The sequence below is a fragment of the Sphingomonas sp. C3-2 genome (genome assembly GCF_033025475.1).
In the GTDB taxonomy this organism is placed as follows: domain Bacteria; phylum Pseudomonadota; class Alphaproteobacteria; order Sphingomonadales; family Sphingomonadaceae; genus Sphingobium_A.
In genome coordinates, this window is sequence record NZ_CP130322.1 from 1,456,871 (window position 1) to 1,479,054 (window position 22,184).

The following is a 22,184-nucleotide window of genomic DNA, read 5'->3' on the forward strand; positions in this document are numbered from 1 at the left end:
TTATAAGTCAAGCACAAAAGCGCGACCCCCCGTTTTTCGTCAGAAGGGCTTCACCAAACCGAGGTACGAGGTGACAACGAGAAGCAGGTAAACGACCCACACCCAGATGCGCGTGCGGTCCATCGTCGCGCGCAGCGGAACCTCGGTCTCGTCGCTCGACCCTTCCTTGAGCAGGCGGCCAAGCTGCGGGCCGACGGGCTTGAACGATACGTCGATCATGATCGCCGCGGCGAAGATGAGGCCAAAGAGAAGCGCCTTCGACGCGAGCCAAACGGGCGCCAGCGGTTCACCGACGATCAGCGACTGGGCGCCGAGCCAGACATAAAAAACCGTCAGCCCGATTCGCAGCCATGATTCGATCTTGCGGTCGCGCGCCGCGCGCGGCGTCATGTCGTGATTATGGGCATCCCAAACCAACCACAGCCACAAACCACCCACGGCCCAAGCGGCGGCAAGCATCAGCGGCGGCACGGCCCAGAAGCCGCCCATGGTGACCACCGTCAGCGACACCGGAACCATCAGCGCCCAGGCCGTACGCGGGCCCATGTCGATGAGGACGAGAAGCTTGAGCAGGGCGATTCGCTGGTCGAGCGTGTAGATTTCACGTTTGCGAAAATGCTGCCCCGCAAGGAAAACGCCGACGTCTCCGCCGAGCCACAAAACGAACAAAAGCAAGTGGAAATAGACCAGGCTTGGGTAGGCCAAATCGGCAAATGTCATGTCAAATTTCTCCCTCTGCGGGCCGAAGGCCGCTTGACAGCCATTGTGTTACATGAAAATTTGTCCGGACAAATCACAAAAAAGCTCCGCAGGCAGAAACGCCCCAACACCGGATCGAATAAGAGGGAGAATTTGATGAAACGCATCCTGCTCGCAGCGACAGCGCTGTCCGCGACGATTGCGATTACCCCCGTCCACGCGCAGTCAGAGGCAGGCGCTCAGGTCAGCTCAGCCGTCGACGATATCGTCGTGACCGCACAGCGCCGTTCGGAAAGCGTCCAGGACGTGCCGATCGCAATTTCGGCCTTCTCGGCCGATCAGCTTCAAAAGCAGGGCGTTTCGAATACTCTCGAGCTTGGTCGTTTTGTCCCAAACCTTGTGTCGATGAACAATACCGGCGTAGGTTCGGCCAATGCCTTCTATCTGCGCGGCCTCGGTAACACCGAAACCATCCCCACCTTCGACCCGCCGGTCGGCACCTATGTCGACGATATCTATCTGAGTCGGCAGAACGCGAACAACATCAACCTGTTCGACGTCGAGCGCGTGGAAGTGCTGCGCGGTCCGCAGGGCACGCTGTTCGGCCGCAATACCACCGGCGGCGCGGTCAACGTGATCCTGCGCGAACCCGGCAACGAATTCGGCGGCTATGCCGAAATCGGCTATGGCCGTTTCAACAAGAAGGTCGTGCGCGGTTCGGCAGACATTCCGCTCGCCGACAGCTTCGCGGTCAAGATCAGCGGTTACTGGCAGAATGACGACGGTTACGCCAAGAACGTCACCACCGGCCAGCGCCTGAACGACGATGATGGCTGGGGCGTCCGCCTTGGCATTCGCGGCGATCTTGCCCCCGGCGCCAAATGGACCGGTTCGTACGCGCATATCGTCGCGAACGGCGAAAACATTATGAACTTCCAGTGCAACCCGGCCAATCCCAGCGAGTGCGACGGCCGTTTTGTCACGACCGGCCTGCGCGCAGGCAAGACGGCGGAAACCTCGCCCTATCTGGCCACCGTCAGCGGTCGCAAGGCGAACTATTTGATGGGCAACCGCACCAGCACCGATCTCGTCACCTCGAAGTTCGAGTTCGACGTTGCCCAGAATCTGTCGGCCAGCCTGATCACCGGCTTTGTCAGCCAGACCCAGCAATATGCGCTCGATTTCTATGACGGCCGCACCGGCCCGACGCTCGCCAACCCGGTTCCCCCGGTGCTCGGTCTAGCGCACGGCGCATTCGTCATCACCAACGACGGCCAGCACGAACAGTTCAGCCAGGAAATCAAGTTCAACGGCAGCGTTGGCGATGGTCTGATCGACTATGTCGCGGGCGCTTATTACCTTGTCGAGAACAACCGCACCGACTTTGCGGACCTCTTCTCGACCTCGGCAACGTCGCAGTTCCTGCTCGCCGACCGTATCCTGCGCAACAAGACCGAAGCCTATGCTGGCTATGCGCAGTTCGATCTCAACGCCACCGAGAAGCTGAAGCTCACCGCTGGTATCCGTTACACGGATGAAACCAAGACGTTCGAACTCTCGGACAACCGTCTGAGCTGCAATGACGGCACCGTGGAAGCGACCTGCCTCAACACCGGCAACCTTTTCGGCCCGTCCGGCCTGGCCGTTCCGCACAAGCAGAGCGCCAAGCTGTGGACCCCGCGTTTTGCGGTGAACTACAAGGCCACCGACGATATCCTGCTCTTCGCCTCGGCGACGCGCGGGTTCAAATCGGGCGGCTGGAATGCGCGCGCAACCAACGTCAGCACCTTCCTGCCCTTCGGCCCCGAAAAGGTCTGGAGCTATGAAACCGGCATCAAGTCCGACTGGTTCAACCGCCGGGTCCGTGCCAACCTGACCTTCTTCTATACCGATGTCAGCGATCTGCAGACGCCGTCGGCGATCCTGAACGCCAATGGTTCGGCCACCTTCATCACCCGCAACTTCGCAGATATGCGCAACAAGGGCGTCGAAGCCGAATTCACCTTCGTTCCGGTCAACGGCCTCAACCTGTACGTCAATGGCGGCTATCAGGATGCCGAATTCCGCATCGACAAGAACGCCCCCGCATTCGACGAATTCGGCGTGCAGTCGGTCTATGCGCAGCAGCAGGCCTGCCTTGCCGCGCTTGCGGCCGGCAATGTCCCGGGCGTCGGCACCTCGCCGTGCGGCGCGGGCATCGTTGCTGCCGATGGCAGCATCGCCAAGCCGACGCGTACGCCCAAATGGACCATTGCCTTCGGCGGCAATTACGAGGCCGAACTGGGCAGCAGCGGCATGACGCTGGTTCCCTCGATCAACGCCTCCTATCGGTCCAGCCAGGAAACCTCGGCATCCAACCTGACCATCTATTCGGGTTCGATCACCGGCGCCAACGGCACCTTCCCGGGCAATCCGTACGAAGGCACGATCCTCGCCGGTTCCTACTCGCCTGCCGCATGGTTCCTGAACGCCGGTTTGGCGCTCAACGGCGCTGACAAGGCGTGGCAGCTTTCGGTATCGTGCACCAACTGCCTCGGCGAAACGGCGGCCAACACCTCGCTGGTGAACACGCGCTACATCGATCCGCCGGCAACGTGGATGATCCGGGCGCGCCACAACTTCTGATCACCCGCACCGAACAGGAACGAGGGAACAACGATAATATGACGACCGCGACGGGCCAGCGCTCTGAATTCAAATTGGGCGCAAAGCCGCTCGCCGCAGCATTACTGGGGGTGGCATGCGGTGCATCACCACTGCCCTTCAATGTCCTCCCGCTCGTCATGGGACCGATCAACAAGGAATTCGGCTGGGACTTCGCGTCGATCAGCGCGGGGGTGACCGTTTTCGGGATCATCGCCGCGCTGATGGCGCCGGTCTTTGGCGGCCTTTCGGATCGGTTCGGCGTCCGCCCGGTGGCGCTCTTGTCGTTGTTCGTCTTCGGGATCGTCTTCGGTGCCTTCTACTTCATGCCGGCATCGACGCCCGGGTACATCGCCTTCTGGGCGGTGCTGGGCGCAATCGGTATCGGCTCGACTCCGGTCACCTGGAGCCGGGCAATCAGCCTGTGGTTCAGCAAGAACCGCGGGCTGGCGCTCGGCATCATGCTGCTCGGCACCAGCCTGGCCGCCATGGTCGTGCCGCAGATCGCGCAAAAGGCGATCTCAGCCGGCGGATGGCGCATGGCCTTCCCCGTCGTCGCGCTGCTGCCCATCTGCATCGCGCTTCCGCTCGCCTTTTTCTGGTTCCGCGAACCCCGGCCCGAGGAACGCCCCGCTGAACTGACCGACGCCAAAGGCGAGGTTGCCGGGCAGTCGCTCGGCGAGGCCGTTCGCGGCTACCGCTTCTGGGTTATGTTCGTCTCGATCCTGCTCACCGCCTTTGCCTATGGCGGCGCGCATATCCACATTGCGCAGATCGTCTCGCTGCACGGTTTCGCCGCCGAAGTCGCCGCCAGCGTCATGGGCGTGGTTGCGATCGGCATTCTTACCGGCCGCCTGCTCGTCGGCTATCTCTTTGATCGTTTCTGGGCCCCTGGCGTCGCCTTCCCGGCACTTTTGCTGCCCACCATCGCGTGCTGGCTGCTGATGGGCACCGACGCCACGATGGCGGCGGTGATGACTGGCGGGTTCCTCCTCGGCTTTGCCGCAGGCACCGAATCGGACGTCATCGCCTATCTCGCCTCCAAATATTTCGGCATGGCGCATTACGGCAGGATCTACGGCGTGCTCTACATGCCCTTCGGCATCGGCTCGGCGATTTCGCCGATCGTCTACGGCCTCGTCCGCGATCGGACCGGAAGCTACGACCCCATTCTTTTCGCCGCGATGCTCTGCTTCGCTGCCGGCGGTGCGCTGCTGCTGCTGCTTGGCCGCTATCCCGCCGCCTCGCGCCACGCAGACCCCAAACTTCAACCCGCAGGAGCCCATTGAGATGGCCACCATGATTCAGGGTACAGACGCTCTGGCCTCGATCGTCGCCGCCGTCGGCGCAGACGCGATCGTGACCGATGCTGCTGAACTCGATTATTTCTCGCATGACGTTTTCAGCCGCGGCCCCGCGCTGTTCGGCGTCTTCCGCCCCGCGGACAAGGACATGCTGGCGCGCGGCGTTGCTGCAGCGACGGCAGCGGGCATCGCCATCGTCCCGCGCGGCGGCGGCATGAGCTACACCTCGGGCTATCTCGCCACCGCCCCCGGCGCGCTGCTGATCGACACCGCCGCGATGAACCGCATCCTCGACATCAACGAGGAAGACATGACGGTTACCGTCGAATCGGGCTGCAGTTGGGACAAGCTTCAACAGACGCTCAAGCCCAAGGGCCTGCGCGTCCTGGCCTGGGGCACGCTGTCGGGAATCAACGCCACGGTCGGTGGCGGGATGAGCCAGAACGGCATCTTCTGGGGCGCATCGGCCGGCACCGTCGTCGACAGTGCGATCAGCTTCGAGGTCGTCCTCGCCGATGGCCGGATCATGTCGACCGGCAGCCAGTTCTTCCGCCCCTTCGGCCCCGATATCACGGGGCTGTTCGCGGCGGATTGCGGTGCGCTGGGGGTCAAGGCGACGATCACGCTGAAGCTGGTGCGCGAAGGCAAGGCCTTTGCCTACGGCTCCTTCTCCTTCCCCGACGCGGCCGCCTATTTCGGCGCGATGAGCGAAGTGGCCCGCGAAGGGCTGGCCTCCGAAAATTTCGGCTTCGACCCCTATCTCCAGTCGCAGCGCATGAAGCGCGACAGCCTCACCAAGGACGCCAAGTCGCTCGTCAACATGATGAAAGCGCAAGGTTCGGTGTTCAAGGCGCTGAAGGAAGGCGCCAAGGTCGTCGCCGCGGGCCGCTCGTTCCTCGACGATGTTCCCTTCTCGCTCCACTGCATCTGCGAGGGCCGCTACCAGTCGGCCGTCGATGCGGACATCAAGGCGATCGAAGCGATCGCGGTGAAGCATGGCGGCAAGGCGATCGAGAACACGATCCCCAAGATCCTGCGCGCCAACCCTTTCCCGCCGGTCAACTCGATGGTCGGCCCGGATGGCGAACGCTGGGTGCCTGTCCATGGCTTCCTGCCGCACAGCCGGCTAATCGAAGGCTGGAACCGCATCCAGGCGCTGTTCGATGACAACAAGGCCGAAATGGACGCGCTGGGCGTTGCCTGCGGGGCGATGCTCGCCGCCGTCAATCGTTCGACCTGCCTTATCGAACCTGTCTTCTTCTGGCCCGACAATCTGGAAGAGATTCATTGCCGCTCGCTCGAGGCCGATCACCTCGCCAAGCTCAACCGTTTCCCCGCGAACGAGGAATCGCGCGCGCTGGTGGTGCGCCTGCGCAAGGAAATTGTCCGCATCTTCCGCGATCTCGGTGCCACCCATCTCCAGATCGGCCGCGCCTATCCGCTTCAGGAAGCGAGCGATCCCAAGGCATGGGACCTGCTCAGCACGATCAAGCAGGTCGTCGACCCCAAGGGGCTGATGAACCCCGGCAGCCTGGGGCTCTGATCCCATGACGGCAATCAAACCCTTTGCCGCCGTCGCGCTCCAGATAGCCGCCCGCTCGGTCGAGCGGCTGTCGGACCGTGCCGAGGTCAGCGCCCAGATGCTGGCGATGATCGACGAGATCGGCGTCAAGATCCGCGCATCGGGCGTGTTCATCCAGCAATATGGCGGCTCGCCGCTGCGGCTGGTGGTGCTCCCCGAATATTTCCTGACCAGCTATCCCGGGCGCATCTCAATCCCCGATTTCGCCGAAAAGGCCGCGCTCGACATGGACGGGCCGGAATATGAGGCGATGGGCCGCATCGCGCAGGCGCAGAACCTGTTCCTCGCGGGCAATGCCTATGAGCGCGATCCGAATTTCCCCGGCATCTATTTCCAGACCTGTTTCGTGATCGGCCCGTCGGGCGATATCGTGCTGCGCTATCGCAGGCTCAACTCGATGTTCGCCCCCACCCCGCATGATGTGTGGTCGCAATATCTCGATGTCTACGGGCTGGAGGGCGTCTTCCCCGTCGCGCGGACCGAGATCGGCAATATCGCCGCGATCGCGTCGGAAGAAATCCTCTACCCCGAAATCGCGCGCGCGCATGCGCTGCGCGGGGCGGAAATCTTCGTCCACAGCTCGTCGGAAATCGGCTCGCCGCTGGCCACCCCCAAGCAAATCGCAAAGCGCGCGCGCGCCTTTGAGAACATCGCCTATGTCGTCTCCGCCAACACCGCCGGCATCGAGGGCTCGGCAATGCCGCTCGCTTCGGCTGACGGCAATTCGGTGGTAATCGACTATAAGGGGAATCCGTTGGCGGAATCGAACACGGGCGAAACCTTCACCGCCTTTGCCGATCTCGACATCAACGCGCTGCGTACCCAGCGCCGCAAGTGCGGCATGACGAACTTCCTCGCGCGGCAACGGCTTGAACTGTTCGCGCCGGTCTATGCGGGCCAGTCACCCCAGCCCGCCAATAGCCTGATCGAGAATGGGGAACTGAAGATCCCCGATCGCGATCATTTTCTCAGAGTTCAGGAGCAGGTGATCGAACGCCTTGCAAAGGATGGAGTGATATGAGCCGCCAGGATGTACCCCCGCCCTATACCGCGGTTGCCCGCCACGCCGTTTTCCCGGACCCCACGCACGACGAAGCGGCGCGCTACAACTTCCTGACCGCGATGAACAAATATCTGTCCGGCGCGATCGGCGCGGGCAACAAGATCGCGTACGATACGCGCGTGCTCCCCGCGTTCGAAGCCGAACATGGCCGCGCGCCGCAGGACCGGTTCGAGATCCGCGACGCGATGAACCAGGATCCCTGGCATCGCTACTGGTCGGCGCTCAAGCGCAACACGATGGAAATGCGCCAGCAGAACGGCCGTTCGATCACGCTGCGCCAGCTTGATGAACTCAGCGCCAAGGTCCGCCAGTTCAACGAGGGCCGCGACACGCTTCAGCTCGATCCGACGCTGGCGATCCCGCATTACATGGACGTCACCGACATCCACTGCATGCCCGGCTCCTATCATGGCGAGGAACGCCCCGGCGACATGTCGGCCGGCGCCAATTATGACAGCGGGCTGTTCGCCACCACCGGCGGCGGGCTCGGCGCGCTTTCCGATGGCGGCGGTCAGGCGCTGGTCGAATGGATCAAGAAGGAACGTCCGGGCTGGACGCCCCGGCGCATCCTCGATCTGGGCTGCACCGTCGGCCACAATATCGTGCCGCTGGCGCTCGCTTTCCCCGAAACCGAAATTGTCGCCATCGACACGGGTGCGGCGGTGCTGCGTTATGCCCATGCCCGCGCACAGGCGCTGGGGGCGAAAAACATCACCTTCATCCAGATGAACGCCGAGGATCTGAGCCGCTTCCCCGATGGCCATTTCGACTGGGTGCAGACGACGATGTACCTGCACGAACTGTCGGGCAAGGCGCTGCCGCAGATCATCCGCGAGGGCGAACGCGTGCTCGCGCCGGGCGGGCTGATGTTCCATCTGGAACAGCCGCAATACACCGCCGAGATGCCGCTCTACGAGCAGTTCATCCGCGACTGGGACGCGTTCAACAACAACGAACCCTATTGGTCGGCGATGCACGCGCTCGATCTCAAGCAGGTGATGGAAGACGCCGGTTTCGCGCGCGACAGCCAGTTCGTCGCGCGCGTGCTGGCGGTGGTGGATCGCACCGTTTTCCCGCCCTCGCCCGAAGGGGAACAGGAAGATCATGGCCGCGCTGCGGCGTGGAACGCCTATGGAGCATGGAAAGCCGAAGCATGAGTGACGATAGCGTAGACTGGATCGCCCGCGCAGGAACCCGCGCCAAGGGCAAGCGCCCCAACACGTTGGGGGATTTCAACGCAGAGCGCACGCTCTCGATTCTGTTGGCGCTGGCCGGCGAAATCTCGGTGGTGAAGGAACGGCTCGACACCGTCGAACGGTTGCTGGACGCCAAGGGCACGATCAGCCGGGCCGATATCGAGGCGTATCAGCCGACCGGCGACGCCGCCTATGAACGCGCGCTGATGACCAAGGAGTATATCGCGCGGATCATGCGGGGGCTTCAGCAGGAAATGGAAGCGATGCAGGCCGCGCCTGAACGCCCCATGGCCGAACTCAGCATCGCCCTGCGAGACAGCTGATGCGGCATCGGACGATCAGCGGACGCATTCGCTACACCTCGAAAAAGCCCGAGATGATGGATCAGGAACGGGGCCGGGAATGGTTCACCTTCACCCATCATGGCGATGGCAGCACGATCTTTCGCGCCCGCTGCGAGATCGAGGAACCGTCCCCCACGGTGATGCGCGACATCATCTACGCGCTTGATGCCAAGGGCCGGCCGCAGGATCTGCACGTCCACCTGACGGTCGACGACGCGTTCATGGGTTCGGGCTGGCTGCATCATGTTCCCGGTGAAACTGGCGGCGTGATCGAATGCGAAAGCCACGGCCCGATGATCGGCCGGATTTCGCAGCAGATGCCCTATACCGGCACAATCGACGGTTTCGGCACGCACCCCATTGCGGGCGATGGCTACACCACGCGCTGCATGGATATTTCCAAGGGGCCGCATCGTCGGCGCATCCGCGTCTTCCTGCCCTCTCCCGATCATCGCGGCGCAACCCCGCCGCTGATCAGCGAAGTGGAGATCGGTCTGGAATATGTAGGCGAGGAAACCGTGACGGTTGCCGCCGGCACCTTCGACTGCCGCCATTTCCGCTTCGTCGATGACGAGGGCGCTGGCATGGGCGGCATTCCGCACCCGCATTACGACATGTGGGTCACCGCCGACGCGGACTCGATCTTCGTCCAGGGCGGCGTCGGCGGCTATATGCAGACCTGGTACGAACTCGTCGAACTCGAGCGCTGATAGCGCATCGACGTCCCGCCCCGCGTTTCTGGTTCCGCCGGGGCGGGACAATCATTGCCCCGCTATGGGATGCTTATTCGGCAAGCACCGGCAGATTGTCGATCAGGCGCGTGCGGCCGAGCCGTGCCGCCGCCAACAGGCGCGCCGGACGGTCGAACTGCTCGATCGGCTCAAGCGTCTCGGCATCGCGCAGCGAAACATAGTCGATCGGTCCGAAGCCCGCCTTTTCAAGCTGCGCCACCGCCTTGGCCAGTGCCTCGGCCACATCGCCGCCTGCGGCAATGCTGCGCGCGGCTTCGCCCAGTGCGCGCGGCAAGGCGCGGGCCGCCTCGCGTTCCTCGGGCGCGAGATACGCGTTGCGCGACGACAGGGCGAGCCCGTCTTCGTCGCGCTGCGTGGTCACGCCTTCTACCTCGATCGGCATATTGAGATCGGTCACCATGCGGCGGATGACGAGCAATTGCTGGTAATCCTTCTCGCCAAACAGCGCGATATCGGGGCGAACCTGGTTGAACAGCTTGCTGACGACCGTCGCCACGCCATCGAAATGGCCGGGGCGCGCCGCACCGTCGAGCATTTCGGTAATGCCCGAAACCGACACATTGGTGGCATAGCCTTCCGGATACATCACCTCGACCGGCGGCAGCCACAAAAGCGCGCAGCCAGCAGCTTGCAGCATCGCTGCATCGGCCAGTTCCTTGCGCGGATAGGCGTCGAGATCCTCGTTCGGGCCGAACTGGCGCGGGTTGACAAAGATCGATGCGACCACGCGGTCGGCGCGGGTCTTGGCCGCTTCGATCAGCGCCATATGCCCGTCATGAAGCGCGCCCATGGTGGGCACGAGGGCGATTGTTTCGCCCTTTTCCCGAAATGAAGCGATCTCTGCCCGCAGGCTCTCCAGATCACGGACCGTTTGCACGCTGCCTTTGCCTCCGATATGGCCGGGAAGTGCTCAACAGAACCCATGCCCGCAACGCCGTAACGGCAGGGGATATGAGGCTCTGTATAACGGTAGAGCAATCCCGGTGTAAAACCCGGTAACGGAAAATTCCGAGGGATGCTCTAGGGGGAAGGCACGGGCTTTAAAAGGGGCGAATGCACTAATGGCGATCAACGGGGTACATCTGATCGTATTCGCGAACGAAAAGGGCGGCAGCGGCAAATCGACGACTGCGGTCCATACCGCGATCGGTCTGGCGCAGGCGGGCCGCCGCGTCGCCGCGCTCGATCTGGACGGTCGGCAGAAAACGCTCGCGCGCTATCTGGAGAACCGCCGCGAGACCGCAAAGCGGCGCGGCGTCGAGCTGGCATCGCCCGAATTCGCGGTGGTGAATGACGGGCGGACGGAGACGTTCGAGGAAAAACTCGAAATGCTCACCCGCGATGTCGAATTTCTCGTGATCGATACGCCGGGGCGCGACGATGATCTGGCGCGCGCGGCGGCCGGCCGTGCAGATACGCTCGTCACCCCGCTCAACGACAGCTTTATCGACCTCGACCTGATCGGGCAGGTCGATCCGGAAACCTACAAGGTCAAGCGGCCGAGCTTTTATGCCGAAGTGGTGTGGGACGCGCGCAAGGCGCGGGCGAAGACCGATGGCGGCACCGTCGACTGGGTGGTGCTGCGCAACCGCCTCCAGCATCTCGAAGCGCGCAACATGCGCCGCGTCGGCGATGCGTTGGGCGAGCTTTCCAAGCGCGTCGGCTTCCGCGTGATCCCGGGGCTGGGCGAGCGCGTGATCTACCGCGAGCTTTTCCCCAAGGGAATCACGTTGCTCGACCTCCAGCAGCTCGGCGAACTCGGCATCAGCCATATCGCCGCGCGCCAGGAACTGCGCGAGATGATTTCGGGGCTGGCGCTGCCCGAGGCGGCCGCGAACGCCGCCTGATGGCCAAGCTGATCCTGATCGCCGCGATCGGCGCCATCCTCTATTTCTGGTGGCGCGGACGCAGCGAACGCAGCGCGATGACCCCGAACGAGGCGCGCCGCCTGCTCGGGGTCGATCCGGGCGCCGATGCCGAGGCGATCCGCGCCGCGCATCGTCGGCTCATCGCGCGCGTGCACCCGGACAGCGGCGGCAGCGAAGAACTGGCGCAAAAAATAAACATGGCGCGTGACCTCTTGCTCAAATCGGGCGTTCATGGGGGGCATCGCGAGACGCGATCCTAATCGACAGGACTACGGAGCTTTTGATGAGCCATAATTTCCACCCTACTACGCTGCGCGAATATGACATCCGCGGCATCGTCGGGTCCACGTTGGAAGAGGCAGATGCCTATGCGATCGGGCGCAGCTTCGCCACGCTGGTCCGCCAGGCCGGCGGCACGCGCGTCGCGGTCGGGTATGACGGGCGCGAATCCTCGCCTCGGCTTGAGAGCGCGCTGGTCAAGGGGCTGACCGAAGGGGGCGTCGACGTGGTGCGCGTCGGCCTCGGTCCCACGCCGATGCTCTATTACGCCGAAGCGGTGCTGGAGGTGGATGGCGGCATCCAGATAACCGGCAGCCACAACCCCCCCGATTATAACGGCTTCAAGATGGTGCTTCAGCACGCGCCCTTTTACGGGGCGGACATCCAGAAGATCGGCGCCATGGCCGCCGAAGGCGACTGGACCGAGGGTACGGGCACCGTCACCGACGCCGATATCATGGACGATTATGTCGGCCGCCTGCTCGCGGGCTATGCCGGCGGCGCGTTCCGCATCGGCTGGGACGCGGGCAACGGCGCCGCCGGCCCGGTGATCGAGAAGCTCGTCAAGCTGCTCCCGGGTGAGCACCATCTGCTGTTCACCGATGTCGACCCGAATTTCCCCAACCATCATCCCGACCCCACCGAGGAAAAGAACCTCGCCGACCTCAAGGCGCTCGTCGCGCGCGAAAAGCTCGATTTCGGCGTGGCTTTCGACGGTGATGGCGATCGGATCGGCGCGATCGACGGCGAAGGCCGCGTGATCTGGGGCGATCAGCTGCTGGGCATTCTTGCCGAACCGGTTCTGAAAGCCGTGCCCGGCGGCACGATCATCGCCGATGTGAAGACCAGCCAGGCGCTCTATGACCGCGTCGCCGAACTGGGCGGCGAGCCGCTGATGTGGAAGACTGGCCACAGCCTGATCAAGGCGAAGATGAAGCAGGTCGATTCCCCGCTGGGCGGTGAGATGAGTGGCCACATCTTCTTTGCCTGGGACTATTATGGCTTTGACGACGCCATCTATGCTGCGGTGCGGTTGATGAGCGCAGTGCGTATGTCGGGCCAATCCTTGACCGAGATCAAGGACGCCATGCCCGATATGATCAACACGCCCGAGATGCGGTTCCAGGTCGATGAAACCCGCAAGTTCGCGGTGGTCGACGAGGTTCTCGGGCGGCTCAAGGCTGACGGCGCGGATGTCAACGATATCGACGGCGCGCGCGTAAACACCGAGGATGGCTGGTGGTTGCTGCGCGCATCGAACACGCAGGATGTGCTCGTGGCGCGCGCGGAAGCCCGTGACGAAGCCGGGCTCGATCGCCTGCTGGGCCAGATCGACGAACAGCTGGCACTGTCCGGTCTCGAACGCGGTCCGCAGGCAGGTCACTAACTATGCGATTGCGAATGAATTGCAATTAAGATGCAATTTTTGCAACGCGGCGCCGTTTTTCGCACTTGCACAATTGTAAGCAATGCAACATATGAGGGGTGCCTTTTAGGCATCCTCTCCTAAAACTTTCCCAGCCGCCTTTCGGGGCGGCTTTTTTTTGCCCTGCGCAGATCGTTCCATTTCCAAGGACTCTCGCCTGCAGACGGCATGTTACCAACCACAGGCTGCGTCCCGCCCTCCGAAACGCTTGCCGCCAGCCGGGATGAGGCATAATCTTCGAGGACACACCCTTGGGAGAGGGTTTCGATGCCACGCATGTCGTTCCACTGGACACTGCTTGCCGGGCTGGCGCTGGCCACCACGCTTAGCGCCCAATCGTTACCGCAAGGCGCCGCTGCGCCCGCCCCTGCAGCTGACAGCGCCGATACGGGCCACAGCCTCCAATATGGCGAGGATAATTACGAACGGATGACCGTGCCCGTCGAGATCGGCGGCCAGGGCCCCTATCCCTTCGTCGTCGATACCGGGGCCGAACGTACCGTCATCTCACGCGAACTCGCGCGCGAATTACGTCTGGCACCGAGCGGCCAGGCGCAACTCCACAGCATGACGGGCACCAGCGCGGTTGATACCGTGATGATCCCGGTGTTGGGGATCAGCGCAGGTTCGGTCCACAACATCCGCGCACCCGCGCTCGCCCGCAGCGACCTGGGGGCCACCGGGCTCCTCGGGATAGACAGCCTGCGCAACAACCAGCTCCTGCTCGATTTCCGGCAGCAGACGATGACGATCCGCCCGGCCTCGGCGAAAAGAGAGCGGCTCGATCCCGACGAGATCGTGGTGACTGCCAAGAGCAAGTTCGGCCAGCTGATCCTTGCAGATGCCGAGGCAAACGGCCACCGGATCGCGGTGATCATCGATACCGGATCGCAGATCAGCATCGGCAACAGCGCACTGCGCCGCAAGATCCTTGGCAAGAAACCCCGCACCCCGCCCCCACAGGTAGAGGTGATCAGCGTGACAGGTGGCCGCCTGATCGCGGACTATACCAGGATCGACAAGATCAAGATCGGCGGCGTGACGATGACCGACATGCCCATCGCCTTTGTCGATGCGCACCCCTTCGCCAAGTTCGGGCTCACCAACAAGCCCGCGCTGATGCTCGGGATGAACGGGCTCAAGGCGTTCGACCGGGTGGCGGTGGATTTCGCCAACCGTAAGGTACGCTTCCTGTTGCCAACGGGCGCCGACCGCGATCACGACATGATGCTGGCGGCGCTGCGCAAGTCCGGGCACTAAGCCCCCGCGTCAGTCCTTGGGCCAGAAACGCCGCACCGTCATCGCCTGTGCCGCCGCCCGGACAGCCGCGTCGAGCAGCTTCTTCTCCGACTTGCGCTGCCCGGCGAGCAGTTGCTGCAAGAGATCGTGCATCGGCGGGGAATCGAGCCCCGGCAGATGCGCGCCATAATCGACATTCATGTCGTTGAGCGCGCCGAGTTTGTCCTGCAGGGTCGACAGGGCATCCGAAAACGCCGTGCGGCGTAGCGCCTTGCCATCCGAACGCGCGATGTCGACCAGAAAATCGGTGGCATAGCGCAGCTTTTTCACCTGGATCCGCAGCCGGTGCCGTTCGGCGACCTCCATGTCCGCCAGATGCCGCGCGGCCTTGCGCAATTTGCGGCGACGGCGGCGGAGAATGTCGGCACCGAAGCGTTCGACCGGCATGGTCCGCAGCTCTGCCGGCGCGGCTTCACGCCACGCCCCCGCCTCGATCCAATGCGCGGTTGCAAAGAGCAATTGCTGGAAATCGGCGCCGGAAAGCAGCTGCGCGGCCTTGTCATAGGCGCGGACACGCGCCTTTTCGATCGCCTCCGCCAAAGCCTGAAGCCGATCCACCGGCAGGTCGTCCTCCCCATGCCGCTCCACTGCGGCCGCCAGCACATCAAGCTCGCGCGCGGGGCCCAGAACCGACGCCGTGTCGCGCAACGCGCGACGCAGCGCCTCGAACCGGTCATCGGCCACCAGCAGGCGAAAAAGCGATAGCGCCGCACGCAGGCGCCGTAGCGCCACGCGGCATTGATGCAGCGCCTCGGCATCACCCGCATCGGCAACCAGCCGGTAATTGGCGATCAGATGCGCAAGGCAGCTCCACGCGATCCTTTGGAAACCCTGCTCGGCGGTCGTCCCCGGCGGCAACGAAACGGGCGGCGCCTTGAGCGCCTTGGTCCGCAGCCCCGATGCCAGCGACACCGCGCGCTGCGCCTTGGTAACGAGCGACCATTGCAGTTCAGGGCCCAACGGCAGCACCTGCACCAGCGCGATCAGATCGGCGAGCGTGCCGCGCTTCAGTTCCAGTTCCATCTCGGCAAAGGCGCCGCTCCGGCTCCCCGCCTCGATCAGTACATTGTCGAACGCCAATTCGATCTCGGCATCCTGCCAACTGACTTGGCGCACGGTGCGGTCGGTTTTGACGGTCGCGAACTGGACCAACGCGCCGTCTTCCAGAAGTGCCGCCAGCCGCGCCTGCGCATCTTTCGGAAAGGCACCGGGCGTGGGTGCCTCGCCTGCCGCTGTCACATTCCATTCGCTGCGCACCACCGCGCCCGGGGCATCCGCGGCCTTCAGCGTCTGCTCGAATCGGCCACCCGTCGCGCGGATGCGCAGCGAGGCGCCCGAACCGCTCAGCCGCCAGTCCGCCGTATCGAAATAGCGCGCCTCAAGCCGCCGACATGTGTCCTTTCCGGCCAGCAGCGGATGGCGCAGCAAAGGCTCGATCGCGCCCACGAGCTTGATCTCGATTTCCTGCGCCAGATCGCTTGTCGAATCGTTCGCCTCAACCGCGAGCGAATCGCTCATCGCACTCTCCGATTTCCGTACCGATGCGCAACAATGCGGCAAAAGCGGCGATCGGGAAACCGGGCTATCCTGCCGGACGCTTTGCCCTCTGCCAACGCAGCACCGCCCGCTGCCCCGCCCTACCGGTGTCGGCCGAGAGGATCAGCACATCATCGCCCTCAAACGCATATTGGCGGACGACTGTGGTTCCTGCCCAACCCGGCATCAGCGCGCCTACGAGGTGATGGCTCACCGTATGCGCTTCGGTATCGACGTCATAAGGGCCGAAATAGCTGGTGTACCGGTCGTAGGAGATGCGCGCCTCATAGCTCGCGCCGTCGCCCACCTCGGGCCGTGCGGGTGGATCGGGGTTGAGCAGATGCGCCGACATGTTGCCGACGCCGTCATAGATGATCTGCCCCACCGGCCTTTCGCTCAGTGGATGGAGCAGCGTTCCATCACCATCCTCCAGCGCATAGGACAGGAGGTGCCAGGTACCTACCAGACGCGTTTCGTCCGCTGCCGTCATCACGCTGTCCTTTCGCATCATTCGGCCGGAACAGGCTGCTGCGCCGCCGCAGCGGTTTGGCCATTGGCGTTCGCCATTTCGGGGGTGCGCATGTCATAGGCGTCGAACCGCGGGGTCGCCATTTCCGAGGCGAAATGGCGGTAGCTCCACGGCCAAGCCGAGGGCACGCCCTCGCTGTCGAGATACCAGCTCTGGCAGCCCGATCCCCAGATGGTGTTGCGCGCGGCGGCGATGCGATCGGCCTCGTAGCGATCGAACGCCCCGGGCTTGGCGCTCACCTCGGTCACCCGACCGCTCGCGATCAGGTCGATGAAATGCGCGATATAGGCCCATTGCCGCTCGGCCACGTCGATGAGCGCGAAATTGCCCACCGGCGCGGTCGGGCCGTTCAGCATGAAAAGATTGGGGAATTCGGGGATCGAGATCGCCATATAGGCGCTTGGCCGCTTCGCCCAGGCATCGTCCAGCGCAACCCCGTCCCGGCCCGTCACGTTCATCGGGCGCAGGAACTGATCGGTGCGAAACCCCGTCGCCAGAACCAGCAGATCGAGTTCGTGGAGCACGCCGTCCGCCGTCCGCACGCCGGTCGGCTCAACCCGTTCGATCGGCGCGTCGACCAGCGCGGCATTGGGATGCTGGATCGCCTGATAATATTCGCCCGACTGAACAAGCCGCTTGCATCCCGCGCGCCCCGCGGGGCGCAGCTTTTCGCGCAGCACCGGATCCTGCACCGTCTCTTCCAGATAGGCGCGGCCCGCCGCCTCGAACTGGTCGATCATAGCGGAATTCTGGTCGACCACCGCTTCGGTCCAGTTCCACGCAATCTCGAGATAACCGGGATCATTCTGCACCGCACGCAGCAGCATCGGCTGTTCGCGAAACGCCGCCTTCTGCTCGTCGGTAAAGGCCATGTTGACCGTGGGCATCACCCATTGCGGCGTGCGCTGGAAATGGCTGAGCTTGCCCGCGCGCCCCGCCAGCGCGGATACGATCTGCACCCCGGTCGATCCAGTGCCGATCACGCCGATCCGCTGCCCATCCAGCGGCACCGCATGATCCCAGCGCGCGCTGTGGAAGCAATCGCCCGCAAAGCTGTCGAGCCCGGGAATGGAGGGGTAATTGGGATGGTGCAGCACCCCCGTCGCCGCGATAACGATATCGGCGGCGTCACGCGTGCCGCTGGCGGTCTCGATATGCCAGCGTCCGCCCTCAAAGGCGCAGCGCACGATCTCTTCGTTGAACGCGAAAAAGGGCTCGACGCCGTATTTCTGCGCCACGCCCTCGAAATAGGCCTGGATTTCCGGCCCCGGCGGCAACAGGTGGCTCCAGTTCGGATTGGGTTCGAACGAATAAGTGTAGGAATGTGAAGGGACGTCGCAGGTCAGCCCGGGATAGCTATTCTCGCGCCAGGTGCCGCCAACTCGATCGGCCTTTTCATAGACGATGAAGTTGCGAAATCCGCTCTGATTCAACTTGATGGCGGCGAGTATGCCCGCCATCCCCGCACCGATCACAACAACGCGAATGTCCCGTCCCATTCCGATCCCCTGCCTGCCCGGGCAATTTGCGCCCGGTCAAATGAACTGACTGAGCATTCAGTTATGTCGGAATTATGTATGTGCGCAAGAGGATGCTATGGGCGCTCACGATTTCCTTCCGGTCCGGATGCCTGAGTTGAAAATGCCGAAAAAGCGCCTGTCCCATAGCGAGCGCAACCGCGTGATCGTGGCTGCGGCGGCGGATGTTTTCGCCGAACACGGCTTCGAACGTGCCACGACCAAGCAGATCGCCGACGCCGCCCGCGTCTCCCCCGCGCTGCTCTACGAACATTTTCCGTCGAAGGAGGCGCTGTTCCGCGCGGTGCTGCGCAAGCTGATCCGCGATCAGGACCGGATGACCGAGGCGCTTGCGGTGCGGAGCCCCGAGCTCAGCGCGGATATCGACGGTGCAACCGCGCTCGTCCTGCTGTTCCACAGCTATTTCAGCGGCTGCGTCCTCGCGCGCCATCACGGGCAGGATGTGAACGCGCACCGAATCCTGTTTTCAAGCATCGCGGGTGACGGCAGCTATGCCCGGCTGATGTATCGGCGCGGCCTGCGGGTGAATGGCCGCGCGCTCGAACAGGCGCTTGAAGAAGCGCGGGCAAGCGGCGCGCTGCGCGGTGAGCCGATTTCGGTGCAGGAGGTATATTGCTTCACCGAGCATATGGGCTCGATGATGCTGTCCTCGCACCTCGCCGACCCGCCGCTCTCCCCCTATTCCGAAACCGGCCAGACGCTGGTGCGCAAGGCGGTGTTCTTTTGCGGCCGGGGCATCGGCCTGTCCGACGATCTGATCCGGCAGGTGCTCGACCGGATCGAGGGGTGATAGGCCGATCGGCGCGCGTCAGCATTAATTCGGCAGGAAATTCTTCATTCTCGCTGCGGGCGCGTTTTCGATCAGGAAATGGTCCACCGCTTCAAAGATCGCGCGCCCCTCTTTCTCCGCCGCATTGCGGTGCCGTGTCACCTGCCATTCCCGAGTGGTTAGACGGAGAACGATTGCCGTTCCATCAACAGGGGACTCCCATGGACCTCGTGGTTCTCGCAATGGGAGGGAACCCAAGGGCGGGCGAACGAACGGCTCGATGATCGCGGCGAACCGGGCGAATTGTTCCGGGCTCAATATTCCGGTGATGCGCCCATCGTCATCATAGATATTGCAGTCCATGCGCACCGTGAGGCGCACTGCCTCCACCATGGCCGCCCCTTTGGGTGTTTCCTGCGTAATCCGCACAACCCATGCTGAAAGCCCAAGGCTTGGCTTTGCCGAAAATTCGATCATGTTGAAGGCATGGTTGACGGGCGGTGGCCCGATGGAATCGACAGCATGCGGCAAGGGCTGACGGGGGCATGGAGCAGCAGCTTTCCCTTCAGGTGCTGCCGCTAACAGCAGAAGCCCTAATAGGAGACCACCCATATTTCACATCCCTACTACGGAAACGCCTACGCAACCGTGACGTCGTACCCATTGCATACACGCAAACACCATCGCCCCCTTGCGGGAGGCGATTGATTATCCAATGATTTCCGCATGATAAATTAAAGTGGTCGGGGAGAGAGGATTCGAACCTCCGGCCCCTGCCTCCCGAAGACAGTGCTCTACCAGGCTGAGCTACTCCCCGACCGATCCGTTCACGCCTGCGACGTGAGCGGTAAGGCAGGCGCGGCTTATAACAGCGAAAATCGAGTGCACAACCCCAGTCTTCATCTATTTAATGCGGCGATCATTTCATCGATGTGCGTGAACTTCTTTCTGGGGCTTTCGCCCTGCGCACGGGCGATTTCAGCGGCCTCGATCTTCTGCCAGTCGCGGAAGGTGACGATCTCCACCCCGCGTTCGGCGAGCAGCGAATCGAGCGCGGGACGCCCCTGTTTGCCCGAATCACCGGCGATGTCGGCGGCGATCGTTTCAGCGATCATGTAACCATCGGGGCGGTTGGTACCGATCGTGCCCGTCGGCCCGCGCCGCGCCCAGCCGACCGCGTAGAGGCCGGGTGCGATGCGTCCGTCGACATTGGCAAAGCGACCAAGCGCATCGTCATAGGGCACGCCCTCGATCGGCGGCGTCGTATAGCCGATGCAACTGACGATCAGCCCGCAATCGATCGCATAGGTTTCGCCGGTGCCATGCGCGACCTGATTCGAATCGAGCACGGTGCGCTCGACGATCAGCCGTTCGACCTTGTCCTTCCCCTCGATCGCCACGGGCTTGGAGAAAAAGTCGAATTCCACGGTCACGGGCCGCTTGGTGGTCATCGCGGCGAACTGGCGCAGATGGCCGACCGACTTGCGCAAGCCGGCCTCCAGCGCGGCGTCGCCCGCCACGGGCGGCAGATCGTCGGGATCGACATAGGGCGCGGCATGTTCGAGATGGCCGAGCTCGCCCAGTTCCTTGGGCGTCATCGCGATCTGATAGGGGCCGCGACGCCCGACCAGCGCGATGCGGCGCACCTGCGATGCCGACAGCACACGCAACGCATGATCGGCAATGTCCGATCCCTCGAATTCGTGCGGTGTCTTGGACAGGATGCGCGCGACGTCGAGCGCGACGTTGCCATGCCCGATCACCACCGCCCCCGTATGCGAGAGCGGCGGCGCAAGATCGGCGAATTCGGGATGGCCGTTATACCACCCGACAAAGGCCGCCGAGCCAATCACGCCCGGAAGCGCGGCGCCGGGAATATCGAGCGCGCGGTCGCGCGGGGCGCCAGTGGCGATCACCACCGCGTCGTAAAGCGATTGAAGTTCGGCGATGGAGATATCGCGCCCCACCGCGACATTGCCGACAAAGCGGACATTATCCGACAGCGCGACCATTTCGTAGCGCTTGGATACCGCCTTGATCGATTGATGGTCGGGCGCAACGCCGAACCGGATGAGACCATAGGGAACGGGCAGGCGATCGATGATGTCGACACGGACGTCGTCGTGAAATGCCTTTTGGCACGCCTCGGCGGTGTAATATCCCGCCGGCCCGGAACCGATAACCGCGATATGCCGCATACGGTATCCTCTCCATCGTTATACCGCGATGGTAGCGCGCCCATTTGCCCATGCAAGGGGGCGTGGTGAGGGAAGTGCCTGACGCAAAAGGGGCGGACACCTCTCGGTGCCCACCCCTTCGTTTTTATGCCGTGGGGCGCTGCCCCCGGCGCGTTACTTCGCCTTGGGTGCCGCTGCCGCCGCATTGGCGGGCAGACCGCCCATCTGCGTCACCAGCTTGGTATAGGCGTCGAGATAGGCAAGCACGATCACCTGACCGATTTCGGTGTTCTGATAGCCGCCACCGCCGGCCGCGCCGAAGCCGCTCCACCAGCCGCCGCCGGCACCGCCGCCAAAGCTGAGGTCGGACTTGCGCGAATAACCTTCGACCAGCGCCTCTTCCTCGGTGGTGCGGGCGTTGACGACGGAAAGCGTGACGTTCGCTTCCTTCTTCTTGATGCTGATACCGCCGGCAACCGCACCCAGGAACGAACGGCCGAGCAGTCCGCCCGCGATGCCGCCAAGCGAATTGCCGCCCGAATTGCGGTTCGACGAAACGATGTCGGGCTCAAGGAAATAATCCGCAGCCTTCACCTGGCCCTTGCCGAGGTTCGAACCGGCCTGAAGCTCGCCCGAATCCGCCATGGCGCGTTCCATGTTGCGGCTCATCATCGAACGACCGCGATTGACGATCGTGAAGCAGCCCGATTGCTGGACGAACACCTTGAGGATCGCTTCGGGGCTGCCGAGGTTGAACTCGCGCCACCACTGATTGTCGGGTTCGACGATCGCGACGGTGCCGAGCTTACGCGTGCAGCGGGGAATTTCGGTCGTGCCCTTGGTCTGTGCCTGGCGCGCGGACGAATCCTTCTTGCTCTGTGCCATCGCGGGCGTCGCCATGGTCAGGCAGACGGACGCGGCAAGCGCGGCTGAAGTGAGTTTCCGGAACACGTATTTACTCCTCCCAATGAGCTGGGAAGACGCAATGCGGGCGTTCCCAGCGATAACAACCAGAATACGACCTTATTTCGTTCCGACTTGCACTGTACGCCGGAATATGCAAGCCCCGTTAAGCACTTTCGAACTAATCAAAATTAGTTAAAAGCCCCATAAACTATGGTCATGCGCTCTTGATGCTGACATCGGGCGACGGCGATGCTATCGGGCGCTGAAATTCCAG

Annotated in this window: 20 protein-coding genes and 1 tRNA gene; 12 read left to right on the plus strand and 9 right to left on the minus strand. The window is 63.2% G+C overall.

The window, feature by feature from the left end:
* Positions 1–39 precede the first annotated feature (39 nt).
* Positions 40–720, minus strand: a complete 681-nt coding sequence (locus QYC26_RS07095) for a hypothetical protein (protein WP_317514693.1) — start codon at positions 718–720, stop codon at positions 40–42.
* Positions 721–855: 135 nt separating this feature from the next.
* On the opposite strand from QYC26_RS07095, the gene QYC26_RS07100 reads away from it, so the two are divergent.
* From QYC26_RS07100 to QYC26_RS07130, 7 genes are read left to right on the plus strand one after another with little or no spacing between them, the layout of a single operon-like run.
* On the plus strand, positions 856–3,324 hold the full coding sequence (locus QYC26_RS07100; RefSeq protein WP_317514694.1) for a TonB-dependent receptor: 2,469 nt from the start codon (positions 856–858) through the stop codon (positions 3,322–3,324).
* A 38-nt stretch (positions 3,325–3,362) separates the two neighbouring features.
* Complete coding sequence (locus QYC26_RS07105) at positions 3,363–4,631, plus strand: MFS transporter (protein ID WP_317514695.1); 1,269 nt, start codon at positions 3,363–3,365, stop codon at positions 4,629–4,631.
* A gap of 1 nt (position 4,632) precedes the next feature.
* Positions 4,633–6,189 carry an FAD-binding oxidoreductase gene (locus QYC26_RS07110; protein ID WP_317514696.1) on the plus strand — a complete coding sequence of 519 codons (1,557 nt, stop codon included), beginning with the start codon at positions 4,633–4,635 and terminating at the stop codon, positions 6,187–6,189.
* Positions 6,190–6,193: 4 nt separating this feature from the next.
* Positions 6,194–7,249, plus strand: a complete 1,056-nt coding sequence (locus QYC26_RS07115) for a nitrilase-related carbon-nitrogen hydrolase (protein ID WP_317514697.1) — start codon at positions 6,194–6,196, stop codon at positions 7,247–7,249.
* Complete coding sequence (locus tag QYC26_RS07120; protein ID WP_317514698.1) at positions 7,246–8,448, plus strand: class I SAM-dependent methyltransferase; 1,203 nt, start codon at positions 7,246–7,248, stop codon at positions 8,446–8,448. The genes QYC26_RS07115 and QYC26_RS07120 overlap by 4 nt, the downstream gene beginning before the upstream one ends.
* Positions 8,445–8,810 (plus strand): hypothetical protein, encoded by a 366-nt coding sequence (locus QYC26_RS07125; protein WP_317514699.1) that lies wholly within the window; start codon positions 8,445–8,447, stop codon positions 8,808–8,810. The genes QYC26_RS07120 and QYC26_RS07125 overlap by 4 nt, the downstream gene beginning before the upstream one ends.
* Positions 8,810–9,541 carry a hypothetical protein gene (locus QYC26_RS07130; RefSeq protein WP_317514700.1) on the plus strand — a complete coding sequence of 244 codons (732 nt, stop codon included), beginning with the start codon at positions 8,810–8,812 and terminating at the stop codon, positions 9,539–9,541. The genes QYC26_RS07125 and QYC26_RS07130 overlap by 1 nt, the downstream gene beginning before the upstream one ends.
* A gap of 73 nt (positions 9,542–9,614) precedes the next feature.
* Here QYC26_RS07130 and panC read toward each other — a convergent pair whose 3' ends face one another.
* The gene (gene panC, locus QYC26_RS07135) at positions 9,615–10,460 is read right to left on the minus strand and encodes a pantoate--beta-alanine ligase (protein WP_317514701.1); all 846 of its coding nucleotides are present in this window, start codon (positions 10,458–10,460) and stop codon (positions 9,615–9,617) included.
* Between the two features lie 184 nt (positions 10,461–10,644).
* Between panC and QYC26_RS07140 the strand changes: the two genes are divergently transcribed.
* The 4 genes from QYC26_RS07140 to QYC26_RS07155 all read left to right on the plus strand — a co-directional run bounded on the left by QYC26_RS07140 (position 10,645) and on the right by QYC26_RS07155 (position 14,416).
* Positions 10,645–11,430 carry a division plane positioning ATPase MipZ gene (locus QYC26_RS07140; RefSeq protein WP_317514702.1) on the plus strand — a complete coding sequence of 262 codons (786 nt, stop codon included), beginning with the start codon at positions 10,645–10,647 and terminating at the stop codon, positions 11,428–11,430.
* Complete coding sequence (locus QYC26_RS07145; protein WP_411197635.1) at positions 11,430–11,711, plus strand: DnaJ domain-containing protein; 282 nt, start codon at positions 11,430–11,432, stop codon at positions 11,709–11,711. The genes QYC26_RS07140 and QYC26_RS07145 overlap by 1 nt, the downstream gene beginning before the upstream one ends.
* 23 nt (positions 11,712–11,734) lie before the next feature.
* Entirely contained in the window at positions 11,735–13,117 is a 1,383-nt protein-coding gene (gene pgmG, locus QYC26_RS07150; protein ID WP_317514703.1) for a phosphoglucomutase/phosphomannomutase PgmG, read from the plus strand.
* Between the two features lie 306 nt (positions 13,118–13,423).
* Positions 13,424–14,416 carry a retroviral-like aspartic protease family protein gene (locus QYC26_RS07155; RefSeq protein WP_317514704.1) on the plus strand — a complete coding sequence of 331 codons (993 nt, stop codon included), beginning with the start codon at positions 13,424–13,426 and terminating at the stop codon, positions 14,414–14,416.
* 9 nt (positions 14,417–14,425) lie between these two features.
* On the opposite strand, the gene QYC26_RS07160 is transcribed toward QYC26_RS07155, so the two are convergent.
* The 3 genes from QYC26_RS07160 to QYC26_RS07170 form a co-directional block, all read right to left on the minus strand.
* Entirely contained in the window at positions 14,426–15,973 is a 1,548-nt protein-coding gene (locus QYC26_RS07160; RefSeq protein ID WP_317514705.1) for a CHAD domain-containing protein, read from the minus strand.
* A gap of 64 nt (positions 15,974–16,037) precedes the next feature.
* Positions 16,038–16,481, minus strand: a complete 444-nt coding sequence (locus QYC26_RS07165) for a lipocalin-like domain-containing protein (RefSeq protein ID WP_317514706.1) — start codon at positions 16,479–16,481, stop codon at positions 16,038–16,040.
* Between the two features lie 17 nt (positions 16,482–16,498).
* Entirely contained in the window at positions 16,499–18,019 is a 1,521-nt protein-coding gene (locus tag QYC26_RS07170; RefSeq protein WP_317514707.1) for an NAD(P)/FAD-dependent oxidoreductase, read from the minus strand.
* A 97-nt stretch (positions 18,020–18,116) separates the two neighbouring features.
* On the opposite strand from QYC26_RS07170, the gene QYC26_RS07175 reads away from it, so the two are divergent.
* Positions 18,117–18,848: a TetR/AcrR family transcriptional regulator gene (locus QYC26_RS07175; RefSeq protein ID WP_317514708.1), complete on the plus strand. Its 732-nt coding sequence runs from the start codon at positions 18,117–18,119 to the stop codon at positions 18,846–18,848.
* 24 nt (positions 18,849–18,872) lie between these two features.
* On the opposite strand, the gene QYC26_RS07180 is transcribed toward QYC26_RS07175, so the two are convergent.
* The 4 genes from QYC26_RS07180 to QYC26_RS07195 form a co-directional block, all read right to left on the minus strand.
* The gene (locus QYC26_RS07180; protein ID WP_317514709.1) at positions 18,873–19,439 is read right to left on the minus strand and encodes a hypothetical protein; all 567 of its coding nucleotides are present in this window, start codon (positions 19,437–19,439) and stop codon (positions 18,873–18,875) included.
* A 128-nt stretch (positions 19,440–19,567) separates the two neighbouring features.
* A tRNA-Pro gene (locus QYC26_RS07185) sits at positions 19,568–19,644 on the minus strand.
* An 82-nt stretch (positions 19,645–19,726) separates the two neighbouring features.
* Positions 19,727–21,025, minus strand: coding sequence for an FAD-dependent oxidoreductase (locus QYC26_RS07190; protein WP_317514710.1), 1,299 nt, complete (start codon positions 21,023–21,025; stop codon positions 19,727–19,729).
* Between the two features lie 153 nt (positions 21,026–21,178).
* Entirely contained in the window at positions 21,179–21,904 is a 726-nt protein-coding gene (locus tag QYC26_RS07195) for a CsgG/HfaB family protein (protein ID WP_317515020.1), read from the minus strand.
* Between the last annotated feature and the right edge of the window lie 280 nt (positions 21,905–22,184).

Coding starts and splice junctions, on each gene's coding strand:
- QYC26_RS07095 (WP_317514693.1), bottom strand. CDS start 720: ATGACATTTGCCGATTTGGCCTACCCAAGCCTGGTCTATTTCCACTTG.
- QYC26_RS07100 (WP_317514694.1), top strand. CDS start 856: ATGAAACGCATCCTGCTCGCAGCGACAGCGCTGTCCGCGACGATTGCG.
- QYC26_RS07105 (WP_317514695.1), top strand. CDS start 3,363: ATGACGACCGCGACGGGCCAGCGCTCTGAATTCAAATTGGGCGCAAAG.
- QYC26_RS07110 (WP_317514696.1), top strand. CDS start 4,633: ATGGCCACCATGATTCAGGGTACAGACGCTCTGGCCTCGATCGTCGCC.
- QYC26_RS07115 (WP_317514697.1), top strand. CDS start 6,194: ATGACGGCAATCAAACCCTTTGCCGCCGTCGCGCTCCAGATAGCCGCC.
- QYC26_RS07120 (WP_317514698.1), top strand. CDS start 7,246: ATGAGCCGCCAGGATGTACCCCCGCCCTATACCGCGGTTGCCCGCCAC.
- QYC26_RS07125 (WP_317514699.1), top strand. CDS start 8,445: ATGAGTGACGATAGCGTAGACTGGATCGCCCGCGCAGGAACCCGCGCC.
- QYC26_RS07130 (WP_317514700.1), top strand. CDS start 8,810: ATGCGGCATCGGACGATCAGCGGACGCATTCGCTACACCTCGAAAAAG.
- QYC26_RS07140 (WP_317514702.1), top strand. CDS start 10,645: ATGGCGATCAACGGGGTACATCTGATCGTATTCGCGAACGAAAAGGGC.
- QYC26_RS07145 (WP_411197635.1), top strand. CDS start 11,430: ATGGCCAAGCTGATCCTGATCGCCGCGATCGGCGCCATCCTCTATTTC.
- pgmG (WP_317514703.1), top strand. CDS start 11,735: ATGAGCCATAATTTCCACCCTACTACGCTGCGCGAATATGACATCCGC.
- QYC26_RS07155 (WP_317514704.1), top strand. CDS start 13,424: ATGCCACGCATGTCGTTCCACTGGACACTGCTTGCCGGGCTGGCGCTG.
- QYC26_RS07160 (WP_317514705.1), bottom strand. CDS start 15,973: ATGAGCGATTCGCTCGCGGTTGAGGCGAACGATTCGACAAGCGATCTG.
- QYC26_RS07165 (WP_317514706.1), bottom strand. CDS start 16,481: ATGACGGCAGCGGACGAAACGCGTCTGGTAGGTACCTGGCACCTCCTG.
- QYC26_RS07170 (WP_317514707.1), bottom strand. CDS start 18,019: ATGGGACGGGACATTCGCGTTGTTGTGATCGGTGCGGGGATGGCGGGC.
- QYC26_RS07175 (WP_317514708.1), top strand. CDS start 18,117: ATGGGCGCTCACGATTTCCTTCCGGTCCGGATGCCTGAGTTGAAAATG.
- QYC26_RS07180 (WP_317514709.1), bottom strand. CDS start 19,439: ATGGGTGGTCTCCTATTAGGGCTTCTGCTGTTAGCGGCAGCACCTGAA.
- QYC26_RS07190 (WP_317514710.1), bottom strand. CDS start 21,025: ATGCGGCATATCGCGGTTATCGGTTCCGGGCCGGCGGGATATTACACC.
- QYC26_RS07195 (WP_317515020.1), bottom strand. CDS start 21,904: ATGGCGACGCCCGCGATGGCACAGAGCAAGAAGGATTCGTCCGCGCGC.